Source organism: Emcibacteraceae bacterium, assembly GCA_041396985.1.
In the GTDB taxonomy this organism is placed as follows: Bacteria; Pseudomonadota; Alphaproteobacteria; order Sphingomonadales; family Emcibacteraceae; genus Pseudemcibacter.
The window spans coordinates 243341-264455 of the sequence record JAWKXO010000003.1 but is presented as its reverse complement, the minus strand read 5'-3'; the positions used below and the strand labels follow the sequence as shown (position 1 = coordinate 264455).

17 protein-coding genes, 1 other RNA gene and 1 pseudogene are annotated in these 21115 nt (G+C 44.6%); 7 read left to right on the top strand and 12 right to left on the bottom strand.

Annotated elements, in window-relative coordinates:
- Positions 1-43: 43 nt before the first annotated feature.
- From R3D86_09400 to R3D86_09390, 3 genes are all read right to left on the bottom strand, one after another.
- Positions 44-2272 carry a S9 family peptidase gene (locus tag R3D86_09400; protein MEZ5758421.1) on the bottom strand — a complete coding sequence of 743 codons (2229 nt, stop codon included), beginning with the start codon at positions 2270-2272 and terminating at the stop codon, positions 44-46.
- Positions 2273-2377: 105 nt separating this feature from the next.
- An RNA gene (gene rnpB / locus R3D86_09395) (RNase P RNA component class A) lies at positions 2378-2762 on the bottom strand.
- Between the two features lie 66 nt (positions 2763-2828).
- A complete protein-coding gene (locus tag R3D86_09390) occupies positions 2829-3182 on the bottom strand; it encodes a PilZ domain-containing protein (protein ID MEZ5758420.1) in 354 nt (117 codons plus the stop codon).
- 168 nt (positions 3183-3350) lie between these two features.
- Here R3D86_09390 and R3D86_09385 point away from each other — a divergent pair, with 168 nt between their 5' ends.
- A complete protein-coding gene (locus R3D86_09385) occupies positions 3351-3560 on the top strand; it encodes a hypothetical protein (protein ID MEZ5758419.1) in 210 nt (69 codons plus the stop codon).
- Here the strand turns inward: R3D86_09385 and R3D86_09380 are convergent.
- Genes R3D86_09380 through R3D86_09370 form a run of 3 tightly spaced genes read right to left on the bottom strand, consistent with a single transcriptional unit; the run spans position 3553 to position 5868 of the window.
- On the bottom strand, positions 3553-4260 hold the full coding sequence (locus tag R3D86_09380) for an N-acetylmuramoyl-L-alanine amidase (GenBank protein ID MEZ5758418.1): 708 nt from the start codon (positions 4258-4260) through the stop codon (positions 3553-3555). The two genes, R3D86_09385 and R3D86_09380, sit on opposite strands and share 8 nt — an antisense overlap.
- Positions 4247-5137: an EamA family transporter gene (locus tag R3D86_09375; GenBank protein MEZ5758417.1), complete on the bottom strand. Its 891-nt coding sequence runs from the start codon at positions 5135-5137 to the stop codon at positions 4247-4249. The genes R3D86_09380 and R3D86_09375 overlap by 14 nt, the downstream gene beginning before the upstream one ends.
- A gap of 8 nt (positions 5138-5145) precedes the next feature.
- Entirely contained in the window at positions 5146-5868 is a 723-nt protein-coding gene (locus R3D86_09370; GenBank protein ID MEZ5758416.1) for a TerB family tellurite resistance protein, read from the bottom strand.
- A 336-nt stretch (positions 5869-6204) separates the two neighbouring features.
- Between R3D86_09370 and katG the strand changes: the two genes are divergently transcribed.
- The 3 genes from katG to R3D86_09355 all read left to right on the top strand — a co-directional run bounded on the left by katG (position 6205) and on the right by R3D86_09355 (position 13552).
- Positions 6205-8448 carry a catalase/peroxidase HPI gene (gene katG / locus R3D86_09365; protein ID MEZ5758415.1) on the top strand — a complete coding sequence of 748 codons (2244 nt, stop codon included), beginning with the start codon at positions 6205-6207 and terminating at the stop codon, positions 8446-8448.
- Positions 8449-8594: 146 nt separating this feature from the next.
- A complete protein-coding gene (locus tag R3D86_09360; GenBank protein ID MEZ5758414.1) occupies positions 8595-12164 on the top strand; it encodes a hydantoinase B/oxoprolinase family protein in 3570 nt (1189 codons plus the stop codon).
- Between the two features lie 41 nt (positions 12165-12205).
- On the top strand, positions 12206-13552 hold the full coding sequence (locus R3D86_09355) for an amidohydrolase family protein (protein MEZ5758413.1): 1347 nt from the start codon (positions 12206-12208) through the stop codon (positions 13550-13552).
- Between the two features lie 131 nt (positions 13553-13683).
- Here R3D86_09355 and R3D86_09350 read toward each other — a convergent pair whose 3' ends face one another.
- On the bottom strand, positions 13684-14289 hold the full coding sequence (locus tag R3D86_09350) for a transglycosylase SLT domain-containing protein (GenBank protein ID MEZ5758412.1): 606 nt from the start codon (positions 14287-14289) through the stop codon (positions 13684-13686).
- A 73-nt stretch (positions 14290-14362) separates the two neighbouring features.
- Positions 14363-15511, bottom strand: coding sequence for a DNA recombination protein RmuC (gene rmuC / locus R3D86_09345; protein MEZ5758411.1), 1149 nt, complete (start codon positions 15509-15511; stop codon positions 14363-14365).
- An 85-nt stretch (positions 15512-15596) separates the two neighbouring features.
- On the opposite strand from rmuC, the gene def reads away from it, so the two are divergent.
- Genes def through truA form a run of 3 tightly spaced genes read left to right on the top strand, consistent with a single transcriptional unit; the run spans position 15597 to position 17774 of the window.
- Complete coding sequence (def, locus tag R3D86_09340; protein ID MEZ5758410.1) at positions 15597-16109, top strand: peptide deformylase; 513 nt, start codon at positions 15597-15599, stop codon at positions 16107-16109.
- Positions 16110-16119: 10 nt separating this feature from the next.
- On the top strand, positions 16120-17028 hold the full coding sequence (gene fmt, locus R3D86_09335) for a methionyl-tRNA formyltransferase (protein ID MEZ5758409.1): 909 nt from the start codon (positions 16120-16122) through the stop codon (positions 17026-17028).
- Positions 17025-17774, top strand: a complete 750-nt coding sequence (gene truA / locus R3D86_09330; protein ID MEZ5758408.1) for a tRNA pseudouridine(38-40) synthase TruA — start codon at positions 17025-17027, stop codon at positions 17772-17774. Before fmt ends, truA begins: the two co-directional genes overlap by 4 nt.
- On the opposite strand, the gene R3D86_09325 is transcribed toward truA, so the two are convergent.
- The 4 genes and pseudogenes from R3D86_09325 to R3D86_09310 all read right to left on the bottom strand — a co-directional run bounded on the left by R3D86_09325 (position 17752) and on the right by R3D86_09310 (position 21113).
- Positions 17752-18375: a hypothetical protein gene (locus tag R3D86_09325; GenBank protein MEZ5758407.1), complete on the bottom strand. Its 624-nt coding sequence runs from the start codon at positions 18373-18375 to the stop codon at positions 17752-17754. The genes truA and R3D86_09325 overlap by 23 nt on opposite strands.
- A gap of 1 nt (position 18376) precedes the next feature.
- A pseudogene (dapE, locus tag R3D86_09320) lies at positions 18377-19508 on the bottom strand (succinyl-diaminopimelate desuccinylase).
- Between the two features lie 3 nt (positions 19509-19511).
- The gene (dapD, locus tag R3D86_09315) at positions 19512-20357 is read right to left on the bottom strand and encodes a 2,3,4,5-tetrahydropyridine-2,6-dicarboxylate N-succinyltransferase (protein ID MEZ5758406.1); all 846 of its coding nucleotides are present in this window, start codon (positions 20355-20357) and stop codon (positions 19512-19514) included.
- 63 nt (positions 20358-20420) lie between these two features.
- The gene (locus R3D86_09310) at positions 20421-21113 is read right to left on the bottom strand and encodes a pyrimidine 5'-nucleotidase (GenBank protein ID MEZ5758405.1); all 693 of its coding nucleotides are present in this window, start codon (positions 21111-21113) and stop codon (positions 20421-20423) included.
- Positions 21114-21115: the final 2 nt, after the last annotated feature.

The following is a 21115-nucleotide window of genomic DNA, read 5'->3' as shown; positions in this document are numbered from 1 at the left end:
GATATTATGCTTAGGTTAACAAATAGTTACTTTTTGTTAACCTTTATTTCAGATGGTCATCAAAATAACGTTTCATAGTTTCAAGCACATGTCGTTTTCTCATACGGTCTGCTCCCAGCCTGTGGGTCTCTCCCGGATAAGCCATAAAATCAAACTGAATTGCCCTTTGCTGAAGCTCATCAATAAGTTTACTGCTATGATTAAAAAGCACATTGTCATCTGCAAGCCCATGCATGATGAGAAGATTGCCTCTTAACCCTTCAATATAGGGAAATACACTGCTTTTCTCATATGCTTCATCCTTGCCCCCTGGAAGGCCAAGAAAGCGTTCTGTATAATGCGTATCATATAATCGCCAATCGGTCACCGGAGCACCAGACACCCCTACCTTAAATATATCGGGGGCTGTAAACATACTCATCAAAACCATGTAGCCGCCGTAACTATGCCCCTGAACTCCAAAACGGTCTGCATCAACAAACTCAAGCTGCTTTAGAAATTCAGCACCAGCCACCTGATCTTCAACTTCAACTTTGCCCATCCTGTGATAGAGTGCTCCGGCAAATTTGGTTCCCTTATTACTTGTTCCCCTGTTATCAAGGGTAAAAACCACATAACCGTCCTGGGCCCAGACCTGATGCAGCGGATCATCCCAGGCCTTTCTGACGAGCTGCGAACCCGGTCCGCCATAAAGCGCAAAGATAACAGGATATTTTTTACCCGCTTCCATATTGGCCGGCTTATAAAGCCTGTAATGAAGGATATCTCCGTCTTTATTTTTGATGGCCCCGAACTCAGGACTGATATGCTGATCTTTATAGGGATAATAGGGATGGTTTTTATCCAGCCTGTTTTCTTCTATCCACATTTCCCTCTTGCCACTTAAATTGTGAATGGAAACCTGTGGCGGCACATCCGGAGTTGAATAGCGGTCAATATAACTGTCACCCTCTTTTGAAAAAGTAATATCATGCCATCCCGGCTCTGATGTCACCTTTTCCGGATTTGTTTGTCTGTTACTATCCATAGCCACTTTATATAAATGCTGCTCAAGATAATCAGTGGCATTGGCCTGGAAATAAATATCTCCCGCTTTGTTATCCGCTTTTACAGTACCACTGACGACCCAGTCACCATCAGTAAGCTGGTTGATCAGGCTACCGTCATTTTTATAATGATACAGGTGATTAAAGCCGCTTCTTTCTGATTGCCAGAGAAACTCGGCACCATTTTTCAGGAAAGTAAGGCCATGATTTAAATTTATCCAGCTATCAGATTCTTCAACCAGAATATTTCTTTTTACTGCCGTCATTGCATCTGCAAAATTAAGTTCTAGCCTGGTCTGCGCTCGATTTTCAACCTGATAAAAAATACCACTGCTGTCCGGCACCCACGCCACCCGCGGCAGGTAAATATCCTGATCACTGCAAAGATCCACCCATTTTGTTTCTCCACTTGATATAGTCATGATGCCAAGTCTGACCGTAACGTTATGAGTTCCAGCTCTTGGGTATCTTTCTCTTAACACATTAAATCCGTCACGGACTATTTCATATCTGCCTCGCTCATCAATATTTTTTTCATCAAATTGAATATAGGCAATATATTTTTCATCATCTGACCACCAATAGCCTGTATCCCGATCCATTTCCTCCATGGCTATAAATTCCGCCACACCATTCTTAACAGTTGGGGATGATGATGTCGTAAGCGTTCTTTGGGTTTTGGACCTGACATCAACAATATGGATATTATTATCTTCAATAAACGACACAAAATTGCCCTGCGGCGAAAATCTGCTGTCGAGTTCATAGGCTGTATCATTGGTCAGACGATTGGTTTTATTGTTTTGAAGGGAATATTCGTAAAGATCCCCACCCAGTGGAAACAACAGTTTGGTTCCATCCCTTGACCAGGAAAAATCCACAATCCCCATGCTGGTAATACGCATGCGTTCCCGGCGACCACGCTCTTCCTCAGAAAGCTTTTCCTCCCCCCCGGTAATATCGCTGGCCTTGACCAGCATCTGCGCTTTTTTTTCCGCAATATTATATTCCCATAAGTCAAGTACCCGTGCGTCCATCTCGCTCGCTTTTAAGAACGTTACACGTTTCCCATCCGGCGAATATTTTAGTCCTCTTGGGACTGCGCCAGCCAGATCGCCATTTTCGGTTATTTGTTTAATTGTCAGTCCAGCCGCTATGGCCGAAGGTGTGATTGTAACCATCGCGATCATTGCCCATAACAGTGCCAAATTCCTTAAAAATGACATTGTACTTTCCCTTATGCTGTTGCTCATATTTATTTTTATAAAGATGTTAGCAACGAAGCAGTGCCAAATCCATAGAAAATATTCTGTAGGGTTTCATGAAAAAAATATGCCAGATGGCCTATAAGCCGGGTTCTGTCCTCCCACACTTCATAGGAAGCATAGAATGTAAGATCATTCATCTAGGATAATTGTTGCCAATTATCTCATGCAATCAACCCGAACGACTCTTCGAAAGAAAAGTGGCAAATTGCCTGTCGTTCCTATTCGATTTTGCACCCGGTGGGGTTTACCATGCCTTTTCTGTCACCAGAAAAGCGGTGCGCTCTTACCGCACCCTTTCACCCTTGCCAAACAAATGGCGGTTTGCTTTCTGTGGCACTTTCCCTGAAGTCACCTTCGCTGGCCATTAACCAGCACCGTTCTTCCGTGGTGCCCGGACTTTCCTCTACCATGCCGATAAAGGCATAGCAGCGATCTTCCGGCCATCTGACAAAAAGTAAAATACCTTATATGCACCAAAAAATGCAAGAAATCTGTGACTATTTCAAAGGTCTAATCAGACCAGATTATGTGCGTATTCGCCAAGTAGGTCTATCATTGTCTCCGGATCTTCAACAAACCTGAGGCCGACAAAATCCTCAGCGTGCCAGGCAACCAAAGCGTTTGTAAAATCCAGATCTTTTATCTTAATCCTCACCTTAGCCCCAGTAGCCAGTGGCAAATCGAGCCTTAAACGCACCCCGCCAAGTGAAATATCATAAAGTGTGCATTTAAATTCAAACTCATTTACAAGAAGCACCGCAGGCCAAACAACAGTCCTTCTTTTGTGGGACCGAAGCACCTCAAGCCCCTCATGCACATTATTTTTATTTGCTGCTTTTGAACTTAAAGCTGAATTTTTCTCTATCATTATCTTCGATAATCCACGTTAGATTCGAACATATAATGAATAAAAACTATCATGATATTATTGCTATATGGTTACCAAAATCGATCAATCGACTATTTTTTACTGGAATTCTATAACTTTCTGGGGCAGATTGAGCAAAATCTTAAGTCTTAATGAAGAAAATTCTTTATGAAAATGAATTTAAAATCTGTCGTTCGATATTTAGCACTTTTTGCATTTATAACACTGACTGCCTGCGGTAGGCCGGGGATCGTCATAAAAAACGGTCCGGCAGGTCCAAAAACAGGTGATCTTATTGATCCGTTGCCTGAGGGTCTTATTGCGGACAAACAAAATGCGCGTCATGGGACAGAAGATTTAAAGCCTGATATCAACTAATTTTCTGTTTTAACAAATTCTCCAGAAGATAAAAAGTTTCGTAGTCCAATTCACCATCAATATTGGACTGCCTGAAATGTCTTTGAAACGCGGCTGTAATTTCAGAAATATTTTGCTCACATCCATCTGTATCATATCCGAAAATTTTCAGATTTTTGATAAAATCTCTGCTGCTCACGGCTTTTCCGTTATCACTTGGCGCTTTTTCCGGCCAGCATCCGATTCCTTCCTTTGCCAAGTCTCTCCAGTCAAATAACTCCCCGGGGTCAATTTTCCGACGCCAGGCTACATCACTATGTCCCAAAACATAAAAGGGTTTAATTGCATGGCGCCTGATGATGTCCAGTGACAATTTTTTGACGGAATCCATCTGTATCTTCGGAAAAGCCCTATATCCTCCTTCATAACCCGGGTAAGAATGCCCTGGATTAACGATTTCAATACCAATAGAAAGATCATTTATATCTGTATCATTTTCCCACTTGGAAACTCCGGCATGCCAAGCTCTCTTTTCTTCATCAACCAAATTAAAGACTGTCCCATCTTCTTCAATTAGATAATGTGCACTTACGGAAGCTTCCGGGTCACAAAGCCTTTCCAGTGCCGCAGCACCAGTTGCCATGCCCGTATAATGAAAAATAAGATATTTGACGGTTGATGAGGTGCGATCATTATAATTCGGTGACTTAACTTCCTTCATTTGCAATTACCTTTGAACGTCTTTTTAAGAGCCAGTCCCGATAATGGATTATACCAAGACCGCTTAAAGTCACAACTGCTCCAAGTATAAATTTTGGTGTGACTTCCTCTTTCAAAAAAATAACCGACCCAATTGTGGCAAATACCGGAACACTGACCATAAAAGGTGAGATCAAAGTAACAGGATATTGCCTCAATAAATAATTTACACCGCCATACCCTACTATCGTTGATAGGATAGAGGTATAAAGAACCATTAAAATACCAATATAATCGAGGCTTATAATTTGTGATAACTGATTTTCTTCAAAAATCAGTGTCATGAATATGAATACCGGAACGCTGTAAAAAGATATCCACGCCTGAGTTTGAAAAACAGGAATTTTGGTAATTCTTCGCATCAGAATAACACCCGTTGAATAAAGGGCTGTTGCGGTAAGAATGATAAATACGACAATACCTTCATCAAGAATTTCAGGTTCTAAAGTAATAATGACCACGCCAAGAAATGAAATTATGACGCCGAAACTACGCCAATAACTCATTCGCTCCCCAAGAAAGAAGTGAGCCATGATTAAAGTTATCGGGATGTTCATTTGTACAACGACAGACATTGCCGAAACATGGTCAGTCATATCCATACCAAGAAAAATTAGTGCAAACTGTAATCCACCGATTAAATTTCCCAGTAAGAACAGTTTCATCATTTCACCCGGAACAATTTTCAGCCAGGGCAGCAAAAGGATTAAAACAATTGAGAAGCGGAGAAATCCGAATAAATAAGGATCAAGTCTGAGGAGGCCGACTTTCATCACAGTGAAATTTACCCCCCAGATAAAACAGACAAAAAGCGCAAATAACACGTGTCTTATCGGCATCGTTTTTCCTACTTCATTCCCCGAAGTTTAGAAATTTTATCATAGGCATTATTGATCGCAGCCAATTTTTCATTTGCCACATCAATCAATTCCTTAGGCACCCCCTGAGCCATCAGAAGATCGGGATGATTTTCCTTTATCAGCTTCCGGTAAGCCGATTTAATCTCTCTTTCTGTAGCATCCTGGTTAAGCCCCAAAACTTTATAGGGATCACTTTGATCAGGCCCCAAATGCCTTTCCCTTATTCTGGCAAAATCTTTTTCTTTAATATGGAATATTCTTGCGACGTCGAGCAGGTAGTCCATTTCCGCCGGATGCATGACCCCATTGGCCATGGCAATATGAAAAAGCAGATCTATAATTTGTTCCAGAACTGCTGGCTGATTATGAAACTGGCGATAAAGCTGTGAGGCGTAAGCATCATAACCTGCCACCTCTTTTTTTGCCATATCAAAAAACCAGCCAACTTTTTTGGCGTCTTTTGGCGGAACATGAAAAGCTCTTTTAAAAACATTTATTTCATCGCGGGTGACAACACCATCCGCCTTCGCCATTTTTGCACAAAGAGCGATAAATCCGGCTGCAAAGACTGCCTCTTGCGCTGTATTTCCTAACTGTCTTCGGGATGCCTTACTGGCGTAATGTGCTGCTGCACCACCCAATAAAGCCCCGATCGGGCCTCCAAGGGCAAAACCTGCTGCACCACCTAAGACTGTACTCCAAATGGACATAAAAAATTCCTAAACAACTGAATAAAAAATTAAAGTAATCATATTTAACAAGTCATCATAGACATAAAATTCAACAAGTCACATTAAAGTCGATAATTCAACTAAATAAAGCGACCAAAATAGTAAAGCTGCTGACAAATATATTTCTGCTTACGATAATCAACATCACTTTAAAAATCAGATTGAAGTGATCTTCATCCCTCACAATTTTCTGAAATGTTATATTATTATATTTAGAATAATTAAAATTAATTAAATAAATTATTTTAATTATTGAATTAATTAATATAAAATAGAATGATTCTAAAATAATACGAAATATGAGAGGACACTGAAATGTTAAGAAGAACCCTGCCTTTTATCGCCATTATGGCAATCGGATTTTCCCCGGTTCTGGCGATTAATTTTACAAATGCGGCGGAAAGCACGATGAGTAACAGCACGGAAATTAATAATGATTATTGGTGGCCGGATCGTTTAAATCTTGCCCCTCTGCGCAAAAACTCTCCCAATTCCGATCCAATGGAAACAAGTTTCAACTATGCCGAGGAATTTAAAACACTAGATCTTGAGGCTGTGAAAAAAGATCTGGAAGAGCTAATGACAACATCACAGGACTGGTGGCCGGCTGACTATGGTCATTATGGACCGTTTTTTATCAGGATGGCCTGGCATAGTGCCGGAACTTACCGTGTCAGCGACGGACGGGGTGGTGCTGGCGGAGGAATGCAGCGATTTGCTCCCCTTAACAGTTGGCCCGATAATGCAAATCTTGATAAAGCGCGTCGCCTGCTCTGGCCGATCAAGCAAAAATATGGCCGTAAAATTTCATGGGGTGACCTCATGGTGCTTACCGGAACTGTGGCCATGGAATCAATGGGATTTAAAACCCTTGGTTTTGCCGGTGGCCGTGTGGATGCGTGGGAACCCGAAGACGTTTACTGGGGTCCTGAAGGGGAGTGGCTTGCCGATAAACGTTATAGCGGTGACCGCGCTCTTGAAAAACCACTTGCTGCCGTTCAGATGGGGCTGATTTATGTTAATCCTGAAGGACCAAACGGTAACCCCGACCCAATCGCCGCTGCAAAAGATATTCGTGATACATTTGGCCGGATGGCAATGAATGACGAAGAGACAGTCGCCCTTATTGCTGGCGGCCATTCATTCGGAAAAGCCCACGGTGCGGCCGACCCTTCCAAATATGTTGGTGCAGAGCCAGAAGCCGCAGGCGTTGAGGAACAGGGACTGGGATGGAAAAACAGCTATGGAACCGGTAATGCCGGTGATACCATAACCAGTGGGCTGGAAGGGGCCTGGACGGTTTCCCCGACAGCCTGGTCAATTAATTATCTTGATAATCTGTTTTCATTCGAATGGGTAAAAACCAAAAGCCCGGCCGGTGCGACACAATGGATTCCAAAAGAGGAATTTGCTTCAGGACTGGTGCCCGATGCTTTTGATCCATCAAAAACCCATGCCCCGATCATGTTTACGACAGACTTATCGCTGAAATTTGACCCTGAGTACCGGAAAATATCACAACGTTTTCTTGATAATCCGGAAGAATTCGAACTTGCCTTTGCCAAAGCATGGTTCAAACTGACCCACCGCGACATGGGTCCGCGTTCCCGTTATCTGGGCTCGATGGTCCCTGCCCAAAAAATGATCTGGCAGGACCCGTTACCCGATGTTGATTATAAAATGATCGATGCTACAGACATTAAAAATCTGAAATCTAAAATTCTGGCTTCCGGGCTATCAGTCCCTGAACTGGTCAGAACCGCCTGGGCTTCTGCCTCCACATTCCGTGGAACCGACATGCGTGGCGGTGCAAATGGTGCCCGCGTACGTCTTGCTCCGCAAAAGGACTGGGCCGTTAATCAGCCAACGGAACTGACAAAAGTACTAACCAAACTTGAAAGCATTCAAAATGATTATAATAAAGCACAATCAGATGGTAAAAAGGTTTCTCTCGCTGATCTGATTGTTCTTGGTGGCTCTGTTGCTATCGAACAGGCTGCCAAAAAAGCAGGGCAGACAATTGAAGTGCCCTTCTCACCGGGTCGTGCTGATGCGGTACAAGCTCAAACCGATGCGAATTCTTTTGACGTTCTTAAACCGACCGCGGATGCCTTCCGTAATTATTTTGATAAAGATAACAGACTGTCTCCGGCTGACATGCTTGTTGACAAAGCCGCTCTGCTGACGCTTTCAATTCCTGAAATGACTGTATTGGTTGGGGGCATGCGCTCAATGGGGGCCAATGCCAGTCAATCAAAACATGGTGTGTTCACGGATAATCCGGGAACCCTGACCAATGACTTTTTTGTCAATCTGATTGATATGTCAACTGTCTGGCAAAAATCTTCCGATGATGCAGGAATTTATGAAGGACGGGACCGCAGCACAGGAAAACTCAAATGGACAGCAACGCCGGTTGATCTGATCTTTGGATCAAATTCTGAACTACGCGCCGTTGCGGAGGTTTACGCCTTTGATAACGCACAGCAAAAATTCCTGACTGACTTTGTCGCCGCCTGGACCAAGGTTATGAATCTTGATCGATTTGATCTGCGTTAAAAACGAAGAATAAACTGATCAAAAAATTTCTGATGGCGGTGATCCACTCACCGCCATTTTTCTTTCCCCATCGTTCAATCTTTTGCTATTGATATATACTAATCCTTTTGAAAGCAAAAAAATAATAATGAACGGGAAAATGCAGGATGAATAAATGGCAGTTTTGGATTGATCGAGGGGGCACTTTCACCGACGTAGTTGCCCAAAAACCAAATGGTGAACTGAAAACCAGCAAGCTGCTTTCAGACAATAAGGAGCATTATGAAGATGCCGCTCTAGCCGCAATCCGCCTGCTGATGGGAACGGAAAAGAATGCTCCCATAAACACATCCCTGATAGAATCCGTTAAAATGGGAACGACCGTTGCAACAAATGCGCTGTTGGAGCGAAAAGGGGAACGGACCCTGCTCATCATCACAAAAGGGTTTAAGGATGCCCTGAAAATTGGCTATCAGGCCAGACCACGGCTTTTTGATCTGGACGTTATATTACCGGAACAGCTTTATGAAAAAGTCATAGAGGTTGATGAACGGATCGGCCCCAATGGTGAGATTATTACCCCACTGGATCTGACTGACATCGCAAAGGAAATGGAAAAAATCTTGCATGGTGGCATCAGTGCAATAGCCATTGTTACCATGCATGGATACAGATATCCGGATCATGAAGAAAAAATAGCGGACCTTGCCAAAAAAATAGGTTTTAAACAAATATCAACAAGCCACGGGACAAGCCCTTTGATGAAGCTGGTTGGTCGTGGCGATACGTCTGTCGTAGATGCTTACCTAAGCCCGGTTTTGCGACGCTATATTGACCGGATTGAAAGTGAACTGGGCGATGTGCCACTTTATTTCATGCAATCAAATGGTGGGCTTGCCAATTCCGGACATTTTAAAGGAAAAGATGCTATTCTTTCCGGACCTGCCGGAGGGATCGTCGGTGCCGTTAAAACCGCCGAACAGTCCGGATATAAAAAAATTATCGGATTTGATATGGGCGGCACATCAACCGATGTCAGCCATTATGATGGCGATTATGAACGCGCCTATGAAACCACAGTTGCCGGCGTACGCATGCGGACGCCCATAATGAATATTCATACGGTGGCGGCCGGGGGCGGGTCAATCATTCACTATGACGGCAGCCGTTTTAGGGTTGGACCTGAAAGTGCTGGCGCCGATCCCGGCCCCTGTTGTTATCGTAAGGGCGGCCCACTGACAGTGACCGACTGTAATCTTCTGCTTGGCTATCTTGATCCTGAATATTTTCCGGCAACTTTTGGTGAAAATGCCGATCAGCCCTTAGATCCGGAAACCGTGAAGCGGAAATTTAATGAGTTAGTGGGCAGAGTAAAAACTGGCAAATCAGCAGAGGAAATTGCCGAAGGATTTTTAAATGTAGCTGTGGAGAATATGGCCGCTGCCATCAAAAAAATATCCACGGAAAAAGGGTATGATGTTCGCGATTATACACTCGTCAGTTTCGGTGGTGCCGGCGGGCAGCATGCCTGCAAAATTGCGGACCGGCTTGGCATTAAAAGAATTTTTCTCCACCCGTTTGCAGGCGTGTTAAGCGCATACGGCATGGGGCTCGCCGACTTAAGAACAATAAAAGAGCAAACGATTGAAAAAAATCTTAGTGTTGAGAATGAAGCAGAGTTTCAGGAAATAGTAAAAGAACTCACCAACATTGCTGAGGCTAATTTAAAATCACAATCAATTGAAAAAATTGAAATCATTTCCAAATTTCATATTAAATATCATGGAAGCGACAGCACACTTGAAGTGGATATGGCAGATGTGCCCAATATGGTTGAAAAGTTTTATGAGCTCCACAAGCAGCGCTATGGATTTATTTCAAAAGATAAAGAACTGATCATTGAGAAAATCCATATTGAAGCCTTCGGTGGTGGCGGAAAAGTCACGACACAGCCTCCTGCGGAAATTCATCGACATAAAATTGCCCGCTCAAATTTATTCCGTAACGGCAAATGGCAGAAAGCAACAATCATTCACCGTAATGACTTAAGTGCTAATATCAAGGAACTAACCGGACCCGCTATTATATTAGAGGATCATGGCACAAATTATCTTGAACAGGGCTGGCGCGCTTATAGCGATCCCGAAAATAATATGATTTTTGAGCGAATAGAAGAACTTCATAGAGAGAAGGCCATAGGCACCGATGTTGACCCGGTCCAGCTTGAAATTTTCAATAACCTCTTTATGTCAATCGCCGAACAGATGGGGGCCGTGCTTGAAAATGTCGCCCATTCAGTCAATATGAAAGAGCGGCTTGATTTTTCATGTGCGCTTTTTGACAGTGACGGTAATCTGGTCGCCAATGCTCCGCATATGCCAGTGCATCTCGGCTCCATGGGAAAAAGCATAAAAACGGTAATTGAAAACCGCAATGGCACAATGAAGCGGGGCGATGTCTATATGCTGAATGATCCCTATAATGGAGGGACGCATCTTCCGGATATCACGGTCATATCCCCATGGTTTGAAAAGGAAAACACTGAACCGGCCTATTATGTTGCCACACGCGGTCATCATGCCGATATCGGGGGAATAACGCCTGGGTCCATGCCGCCCATGTCGAAAAATATTGAAGAGGAAGGCATTTTGTTTAATGACTTTCTTTTGGTCGATCACGGTTCATTCCGGGAAGATGAGCTTCGTACTGCGCTGAAATCAACCAGTTACCCGGCCAGAAACCCGGAACAGAATATTGCCGATCTTAAAGGCCAGATTGCCGCCAATGAAAAGGGATTAAAGGAACTGGACCGCATCACCCGTCACTACGGCGTTGATACGGTAAGTGCCTATATGCGCCATGTTCAGAATAATGCCGAAGAAGCGGTCCGCCGCGTTATTCATAAATTAAAAAACACTTCGTTTGATTATCCGCTGGATAACGGCGCCCATATCCGACTTAAAGTAACGGTTGACCAGAAAAGTCGTTCGGCGACCCTTGACTTTACAGGCACAAGCCCGGAACTGAAAAGTAATTTCAATGCCCCGCTTGCCATTTGCCATGCGGCAGTGCTCTATGTTCTGCGATGCCTGGTTAAGGATGATATACCGCTTAATCAGGGGTGCTTAAAACCGGTAAAAATCATTGTCCCGGAAAAATCATTTTTAAACCCGACCCCGCCCTGTGCGGTTGTTGCCGGTAATGTCGAAACATCACAGGCCATTGTCAATTGCCTGTTTCTTGCCTTTGGCGCTATGGCAGCGGCACAGGGCACCATGAATAATTTCACATTCGGGGATGATAAAATCCAATATTATGAAACCGTTGCCGGCGGCATGGGTGCCACCGCCAGGAATAATGGTGCCAGCGCTATACAAACACACATGACCAACAGCCGACTGACTGACCCCGAAGTTCTTGAGTGGCGCTATCCGGTAATCCTCAAAGAATTTAAAATTCGCGAAAATAGCGGTGGTCGCGGTAAATTTAACGGTGGAAATGGCGTTGAACGGCGGATTGAATTTTTAAAAGATATGCATGCGGCCATCATTTCCAGCAGCCGGAAGATTGCCCCCATGGGCCTTGCCGGTGGCAGTGATGCATCGCGCGGGGAAAACTGGATACAGCGCGAAAATGGTGACATTGAAATTCTGGACGGCGCCGCTGAAACCGCCGTTAAAAAGGGTGACATATTCATTATTAAATCACCGGGGGGCGGTGGTTATGGTCAACCGTAAATTTTTAAGTTAAGCTATAAAAAACAATCTTGGGAGATATCATGCTCAAAAAATCAATTTTAACCGCGATAGTATTGCTGTGCCTGCCACTTTCGGCACAGGCCGCTGACAAATGGAAAATTATCCATGCCGGTACTTTGCTTGCCGATGCCCGTGAAGAGGCCAAAAAAGAACAGTCAATTATTATCAAAAATAAAAAAATTGTTGAAATCCGTGATGGTTATGTTTCTGCGTCTCAGGTAAAGGGCGCTGAAAATGCCGAAATTATTGATCTTAAGAATCAGTATGTTTTACCGGGACTGATTGACACCCATACCCACATCCTGAGCCAGCAGGAAGCCCACGGCCGTGAAGTACGGGTTACCCGTTCATCGGAACTCAGCACCCTGATGGGCGTTGAATATGGCATGCGCACATTACGGGCCGGCTTTACAACCATCCGCAATGTCGGCGCTGACCGTAATGCAATCTTTGCTCTTCGTGATGCCATTAATCAGGATATTGTCATGGGGCCACGCATAAAAGCAGCGGGGCAAACCCTTTCCCCGACTGGTGGACATGGCGATGCTGGCGGCTTTCGGGATGATATATTCCCGCATCCCCATTCCGGCGTTTGTGACGGTGTTACTGAATGCCGAAAAGCAGCACGCACCCAAATTAAATTTGGCGCCGATCATATAAAATATGTGGCGACCGGCGGCGTGTTGAGTAAAACCGCGACCGGTACCGGACAGCAGTTTACCGATGAAGAACAGGTCGCGATCATTGAGGCAGCCCATGCTATGGGCCGAAAAGTCGCCGCCCATGCCCACGGCAAAGCCGGGATTGAAGCCGCCTTGCGCGCGGGCGTCGACAGTATTGAACATGGATCCTATCTTGATGAGGACACGGTCGACTTATTCCTGGAACATGATGCCTATCTGGTACCAACCCTGATTGCGGGCTATACGGTGGAACGCATTGCAAAGGAACGTCCGGGCTTCTTTATTCCGGCGGTGGCACAAAAAGCACTTGAGGTCGGCCCGATTATGAAAAACGCCCTTGCCATGGCGTATAACAAAGGCGTCAAAATTGCTTTCGGCACTGATGCCGGGGTCAATGATCATGGCACCAATGGTTATGAATTGGTGCTGATGCATGATGCCGGTATGCCGGAGCGGGCCGTACTGATCGCCGCCACCGTCAATGCCGCCGACCTGATGGATCTGACTGAAGTCACCGGCACCATTGCTGTCGGTAAAGAGGCCGATATTATCGCCGCAAAAGCGGACCCGCTTAAAGATATCGGCACCCTGATGAACCCAACCTTCGTTATGGCGCGTGGCACGGAAATTGATCTTAATGTTGAAAGACCTGCTGACCTGTTCCCCTGGCCAGAAGGATATTAAAAAGAATGATATTAATAAAAAAAGGGCTGGTGTTGAATAAATCACCAGCCCGTCTTTTAACATAAAATGGGGTTTTCCGAGTACATCATGACTCAATTTTAATTATAATCATAAATACGGCAAAATTATGCCTAAAACGGCCATAGCGAAAATCCGCTGTCCAGATCTTTCTCACAAGCCGCCAATTGCGCCGCATAAGTCCTTGAATAACCGTCCACTTTTTTGGCAACATCCATCAGCCATTTTTTCTTTAAGTAAGTTTTCCGTTTATAACCGCCATGCCCTTCGTGATAGGCAAGATACTGGTTGTAGGCATCCCATTTTGAAATTCCCAAAGTCCGCTGGCTGATGTTGCTGTACCAGCCGATGAAGTCCGCTGCATCCGCAAACCGGTCACGGTCAGCCCCGTGATTGCCGGTCTGCTCGCGGTACCAGTCCCATGTTGCATCCTTTACCTGCGCATACCCATAGGCCGATGATTTCCGTCCCCATGGAATAATCCATAGCAGGTGGTTACGTTCCGGCTTGGCGTCATGTTTAAAACCGCTTTCCTGACGTATGATGGCAAGCTGCACATTGATCGGCGTGCCGTATTTATCACGTACTTTTTTTGCAGCCGAATACCAGCCGCCCTTTTCATCAAGAATGGAGCAGCTGTCCGCGAAATTACTGGGCGGTCTTGATGCACATCCTGCGACCGCGATAATTGTCGTCGCTATGAGAAGCTTTATTTTCATAGCATCTAAAGAATCAAAAGACATAATGGATGTCAAGTTAAAGCAGCAGATGGGCCAAATGATGGCATTATGGTTAATCGATCATAAGTTTGATCTGGGGTGGTTCCTTTTGCTCCAGGGCGTCCTCAATGCTTCCTTCATCTTCCATCTGGATTTTTTCAATCACATCAACCTTGGAAGTAATTTTCCGGGAAGACGTAGCAATCTGATCAATGGTTTTATCGGCCCGCTCAAAATGTTTTCTTAAACTTTCAACCCGTTCATCAAGACGCCCGACATCTTCAAGCAGCGTGGTCACATGTTTCTGGATAATACCGGCCTGTTCCCGCATACGGGCATCTTTAAGAATGGCTCTTACAGTGTTTAACGTCGCCATTAATGTTGTCGGACTGACAATCCAGACTTTTGCCCTGAATGACTTTTCCACCACATCAGCATAATTTGCATGAAGCTCCGCATAAACCGCTTCCGACGGCAAAAACATCAACGCAGATTCCGCCGTCACGCCATTGATGATATATTTATCGGAAATATCCTTCACATGTTTTAAAATATCTGCCCTGAAAAGGCGCTGCGCATTTTTAAACTCAATCTCGTTTTCGGCCTTATGAAGCCTGTGATAACTTTCAAGCGGGAATTTGGCGTCAACAACGATCGACCCCGGTGGATTGGGAAGTTTGATAAGGCAATCGGCTCTTTTTCCGTTTTCCATTGTGGCCTGGAATTCATAAGCATTCGGCGGCAAAATTGACGAGACCAGATCATTAAGCTGGATTTCGCCAAAAGCACCACGCGCCTGTTTGTTAGATAATATTTCCTGCAAGCCTACCATTTGCCCGGAAAGATCGGTGATATTCTTCTGTGCCTGATCAATGACCGCCAGACGTTCTCTCAGCTTTTCAAGGCTTTCGCCTGTTTTAACACCGGTTTTTTCGAGACTGTCACCCACCCGCTGGCTCACCGCATCAAGCCGCTCGTGCATTGTCCTTTTAAGCTCTTCCTGCGCCTGCGCATGGTTTTCACTCATAACCTGAATTCGGCTTTCAAGACTTGCATTCGCTCTCATAATCTCGGCAATATACTGATTGGCATTTTCGGCGGCGATTTGGCGTTCGTGGCTGTCCATTCTGGCGCGTCTGTTGACCATAAAAAGCACAACCACCAGCAGCAGGACTATTGCTACCATGCCTATCAATATCATCATATTCTGATCAATTAACACGAATGTCCGCTCCTTATAGTCTTGACCTTATCCTCAACACATATTACCTACCATTTAAGAGATTAAAAGGATAAGATGAATAATTATGGCAATTTTACCCATTGTGACAGTACCCGACCCATTACTGAAGAAAATATCCGAACCGGTTAAAAAGGTCGATGATAAGCTAAGAGCATTCATGGATGATATGCTTGAAACCATGTATGACGCTCCCGGCATCGGGTTGGCCGCCGTACAGGTGGGTAAGTTATGGCGCATTCTTGTGATTGATATTGCCCGTGATGAAGAAGATCCAAACCCAATGTATTTCGTCAATCCGGAAATCACCTGGACATCGGAAGAATTAAACACCTATAACGAAGGCTGCCTGTCTATCCCTGAACAATACGCGGAAATTGAGCGACCGGCCGAATGCAAAATAAAATTCCTTGATTACAACGGTGATGAACAGGAAATTCATGCAACAGGGCTTCTTGCCACCTGCGTTCAGCACGAAATAGACCATTTAAATGGCGTGGTATTTATCGATTATCTGTCCAAAATCAAACGTAGCATGTATGTCCGGAAAGTGAAAAAACTGGTCAAAGAAAACGAATAGGAGCTTTTTGATGCGCATCGTTTTCATGGGAACTCCTGATTTTTCAGTTAGTGCGCTAAGAGCAATTTTAAGTGCCGGGCACAAGGTTATTGCCGTTTACAGCCAACCACCGCGACCCGCCGGAAGGGGCAAGAAAGAAAGACTATCCCCAGTTCATGAATTGGCGGCTTCACTTGATATCCCTGTTTATACCCCCCTTAATTTTAAAGAAACTTCAGAGCGCGAAAAATTCAGATCACTAAAACCGGATGTCGCCGTTGTGGTCGCTTATGGTCTGTTACTGCCGCAGGAAATACTGGATACGCCAAAATATGGCTGCCTTAATATTCATGCGTCCCTCCTGCCAAGATGGCGTGGTGCTGCACCGATCCAGCGGGCCATTATGGCCGGTGATCATGAAACCGGTATCGGTATCATGCAGATGGAAGCGGGCCTTGATACCGGACCCGTTCATCTTGAAAAACGAATTAATATAGAAAACTATGATACCGCCGGCAGCCTGCATGATAAACTTTGCATACTTGGCGCAAAAGCCATCGTTGAAGTACTGGATAAATTACCCCAGAGCACACCTATCGCTCAAAGTGAGCATGGCATAACATACGCCAAAAAAATTGATAAATCAGAAGCTCATATAAATTGGTCTTTACCCGCCGAAACCATTAAAAATCACATTCATGGTCTATCCCCCTTTCCCGGCGCATGGAGCGAGGTAAATGGTGAGCGGCTTAAAATACTTGGCGCGGAAATTTCTGAACAGACCGGAAAGGCAGGGCAGATGATTGGGGTACCGCTGATTATTGCCTGTGGCGATAAGTCACTTTCTATAACCCGCGCCCAACGACCGGGAAAAGGACCTATGGATATTAATGCGCTTATGAATGGATTTGCACTTGAAATTGGGGCTAAATTCTCATGAGCGGACTTTACCGTTTTAAGCTGACCCTTGAATATGACGGCGGTAATTTTCACGGCTGGCAGCTACAGGAAAACGCCCCGAGCATTCAGGAAGAACTTGAAAAGGCTGTCTTTAATTATTGCCAGACAGATTGCCGTTTTTACGCGGCCGGTCGTACGGATGCCGGGGTCCATGCCTTGGGTATGGTTGTTCATGTTGATATCCCGCGAAATGAAAAACCCTATAAACTGATGGAGGCCCTAAATTATCATCTTAAAGGCGTACCCATTTCAGTGCTGGATTCCGAAGCGGTAACTGAAGATTTCCATGCCCGCTTTTCGGCAAAAAAAAGATATTACCGATATCACATCATTAACAGACGGGCGAAATTAAGCCTGATGCAGGGGAAGGCCTGGCACGTAAAACAGCCGCTTGACGCCGATGCCATGCATGACGCCGCACAGGTTTTGGTGGGAAAGCATGATTTTACGACCTTCAGAAGTGTACAGTGTCAGTCAAAATCCCCCTTAAAAACCCTTGAAAAACTTGATGTCAGCCGTGATGGTGAAAATATATATATTGATACGACGGCCATTTCCTACCTTCACCATCAGGTCCGCTCAATGGTTGGCTGCCTTTATTATGTAGGCCGGGGCAAATGGAGCAAGGATGATCTTCAAAAAGCGCTTAAAGCCGCTGACCGAAATGCACTGGGCTATAACGCACCGCCGGACGGGCTTTATTTTATGAAGGTAGATTATGAATAGTATCAAGCATTCCCTGATAAATTTCAGGGTCCAGAATTTTTAGTACGATTATACGCACAGACTGACTGAATAATATATCAAACAGCAACACCCCTACTGCAAGCGCACCACTGATCTGGAGCGAAATCCTGTACATAAACCACCCTGCAAAAATACCAAAATAAAAGCTGATGATTATGAGAACCACAGATGACATTATATTCTGTGGTGCCAGCAGATTGATAATAAGCGTACTTAAAACCAAAATATTAAAGCTGGCCGCTGACACCCAGTTATTGGCAATTACCATCGAGGGATAATTGGTATTGATATTCATATATCGGGTAAAATAGTACATCACAAATGCATTAAGCGGCAGAGTAATGAAAAAGAATATCAGTTCCGTAGCAAACAGCGGTTGCCCCATTCCTTGTGTCCGGTAAATTAGGTTTAATATAAAAACCGGCAGCATAACCGCAATAGCCCAGAAACTTTTCCAGAAACCGTCCGATGACAGGTCAAAATAATCCATTGCTTTTGGATTAATCTGTATCACTTTCCATGCAGCAAAAAGCGACCGGAGAATATAATTGGGCAGGCTTATTTCATTATTTTCATTCATTTTATTTCGCAAAATAGCTGTTTAACATATGGATGTAGATATTTTTCAGTAAATAAAGATCATCAATATCTACACATTCATTTACCTTGTGAATTGTTTTATTAATAAGGCCGAATTCTGCTACCGGACAGTAATTTTTAATAAATCTGGCATCGGATGTTCCGCCTGACGTGCTAAGCTCAACATTTTTTCCTGTTACTTCATATATAGAGCGGCGGATCAGTTCGCTTAAAGTGCCTTCTTCTGTCAGAAAGGCATCTCCTGATACTTTTATATCAAGCGTATAATGCCCACCGTCACTTTCACAGATATCCTTAATCCATTCAATCAGTTCATCAGCCGTATGCTCATTATTAAAACGAATATTGAATTTTGCACTTGCATCCATCGGGATGACATTTGTCGCCTGATTTCCAACATCAACACTGACAATTTCCAGATTGCTTGGCTGAAAAAATTCATTGCCCTGATCAAGATCGGTACAGATTAATTTATCAAGTACTCTGACCAGCCTTGGGATCGGGTTATCCGCAAGGTCCGGATAGGCCACATGCCCCTGGGTGCCATGTATGGCAAGCGTTCCGTTGAGGCTCCCCCTTCTGCCAATCTTTGCCATGTCGCCAATTTCTGAAACATTGGTCGGCTCCCCGACCAGACAGATATCAGGAATGTCACCGTGGTTTTTAAGCCATTCCAGCATTTTTACTGTGCCGTTGATGGCCGGTCCTTCTTCGTCACCAGTTATGAGCAAACTGATTGATCCCTGATCATTTATTATTTCTGAAACGGCCGCAACAAATGCGGCAATGCCCCTTCATATCACTGGTACCGCGACCATAAAGTACGCCGTCTTGAACGATGGCATCAAACGGGCCAAAGATCCAGTCTTCAAGGGCGCCTACCGGAACAACATCTGTATGGCCGGCATAACAAAAATGAGGGCTGCCAGTTCCACGCCGCGCGTAAAGATTGTCCACTTTTGGTGTGTCCACATCTTCAAACAAAAGCCGCGTACAATTAAATCCAAGACTTTCAAGCGTGTGCTGCAAAGTATCCAGTGCACCCTCATCCTTTGGAGTTATGCTGGGGCATTGCACCAGTTTTTTTGTTAACTCCACCGGATCGATTATCATGGATTAATCTCTCAGCAGATCATTGATTGACGTTTTTGAACGGGTTCTCTCATCAACGCGTTTGACGATCACGGCAGCATAAAGATTTGGCCCCGGAGTTCCATCTTTTAATGGCTTGCCGGGAAGTGTGCCTGGCACCACTACACTATAGGCAGGGACCCTACCCATGAAGATTTCTCCGCTTTCGCGGTCAATAATTTTTGTTGAAGCGCCAATAAACACGCCCATGCTGAGCACTGCACCTTCCTCAACAATCACGCCTTCGGCCACTTCGGAACGCGCACCGATAAAACAGTTATCCTCAATAATGACCGGACCGGCCTGTAATGGCTCGAGCACACCGCCAATTCCAACGCCTCCTGAAATATGAACATTTTTGCCAATCTGCGCACAGGACCCGACCGTCGCCCAGGTATCAATCATTGCTCCCTGGTCAACATAGGCCCCCAAATTGACAAATGACGGCATAAGCACGACATTCGGCGCTATATAGGCAGAATGGCGGACAACCGCATTGGGAACTGCCCTAAACCCCGCCTTATCGAAACGCTCACGGTCCCATCCTTCAAATTTCGATGGCACTTTGTCGTACCAGCGGCTTTTATCGCCCGGTCCACCGGCAATCGTGCCAATTTCATTTAAGCGAAAAGAAAGAAGAACAGCTTTCTTAAGCCATTGATGAACTGTCCAGACACCACCCTCTTTTGATGCCACGCGCGCCTTTCCGTCATCAAGCATATTTAGAGCCTCTATGACCGCGTCACGAACCTGCCCCCGTGTCGACGGGTTAAGCGTGTCACGATCTTCCCAAGCCTGATTTATGACAGTTTCAAGTGACTGATCGTGCATTGTATCTTCCTTCTAAATAATATTAAATATGCAGAACATATCCACAAACACCCTGCTGTCAAGTTATTGTGCAGAACTGACCACATTCTTTAGCCATTCGGGCAAATTCGGGGTGATATAATCTATATTCTGACCATTCTGGCCGTTATCTGACCAATGAGCTCCGGTTGGCACCCACACTGTTGCCATTCCTAGTTCCGCTGCCGGATTTAAATTGCCTGCAATATCTTCAATCATTACAGATTTTCTGGGATCTATGGAAAATTTTTCAACCATTTTATGATAACTCCTGATGTCCGGCTTGGGCAAAAATTCAGCATCATGAATATCAAAAATATCTTTAAATTTCCCCGAAAGACCAATTCGTGCGAGCACATCATTGGCATAGCTGGTTGAAGCGTTTGTATATATAAATTTCTCACCCGGCAGTTTTTCTAATGCCGCATTAAGCGTGTCGTCAACTTTTAGAACCGAAAAATCAATATCATGTACAAAATCGAGATAAGCATAGGGCTCAATCCCATGCTCCGTCATCAGTCCGCGTAATGTTGTTCCATGGGTCATAAAAAAATGCTTCTGGCGTTTTTTTGCCTCGTCATAGGAAATGTTAAACATATCCTGAATAAAAAGACCCATTTTATGATCAACCTGCGTGAACAAATCGGCCCCATGCGGATAGAGTGTATTATCAAGATCAAAGACCCAGTATTTTATACTTTCAAGATCGGGGGCCCTTACTGCATTTTTTATCAGCATAT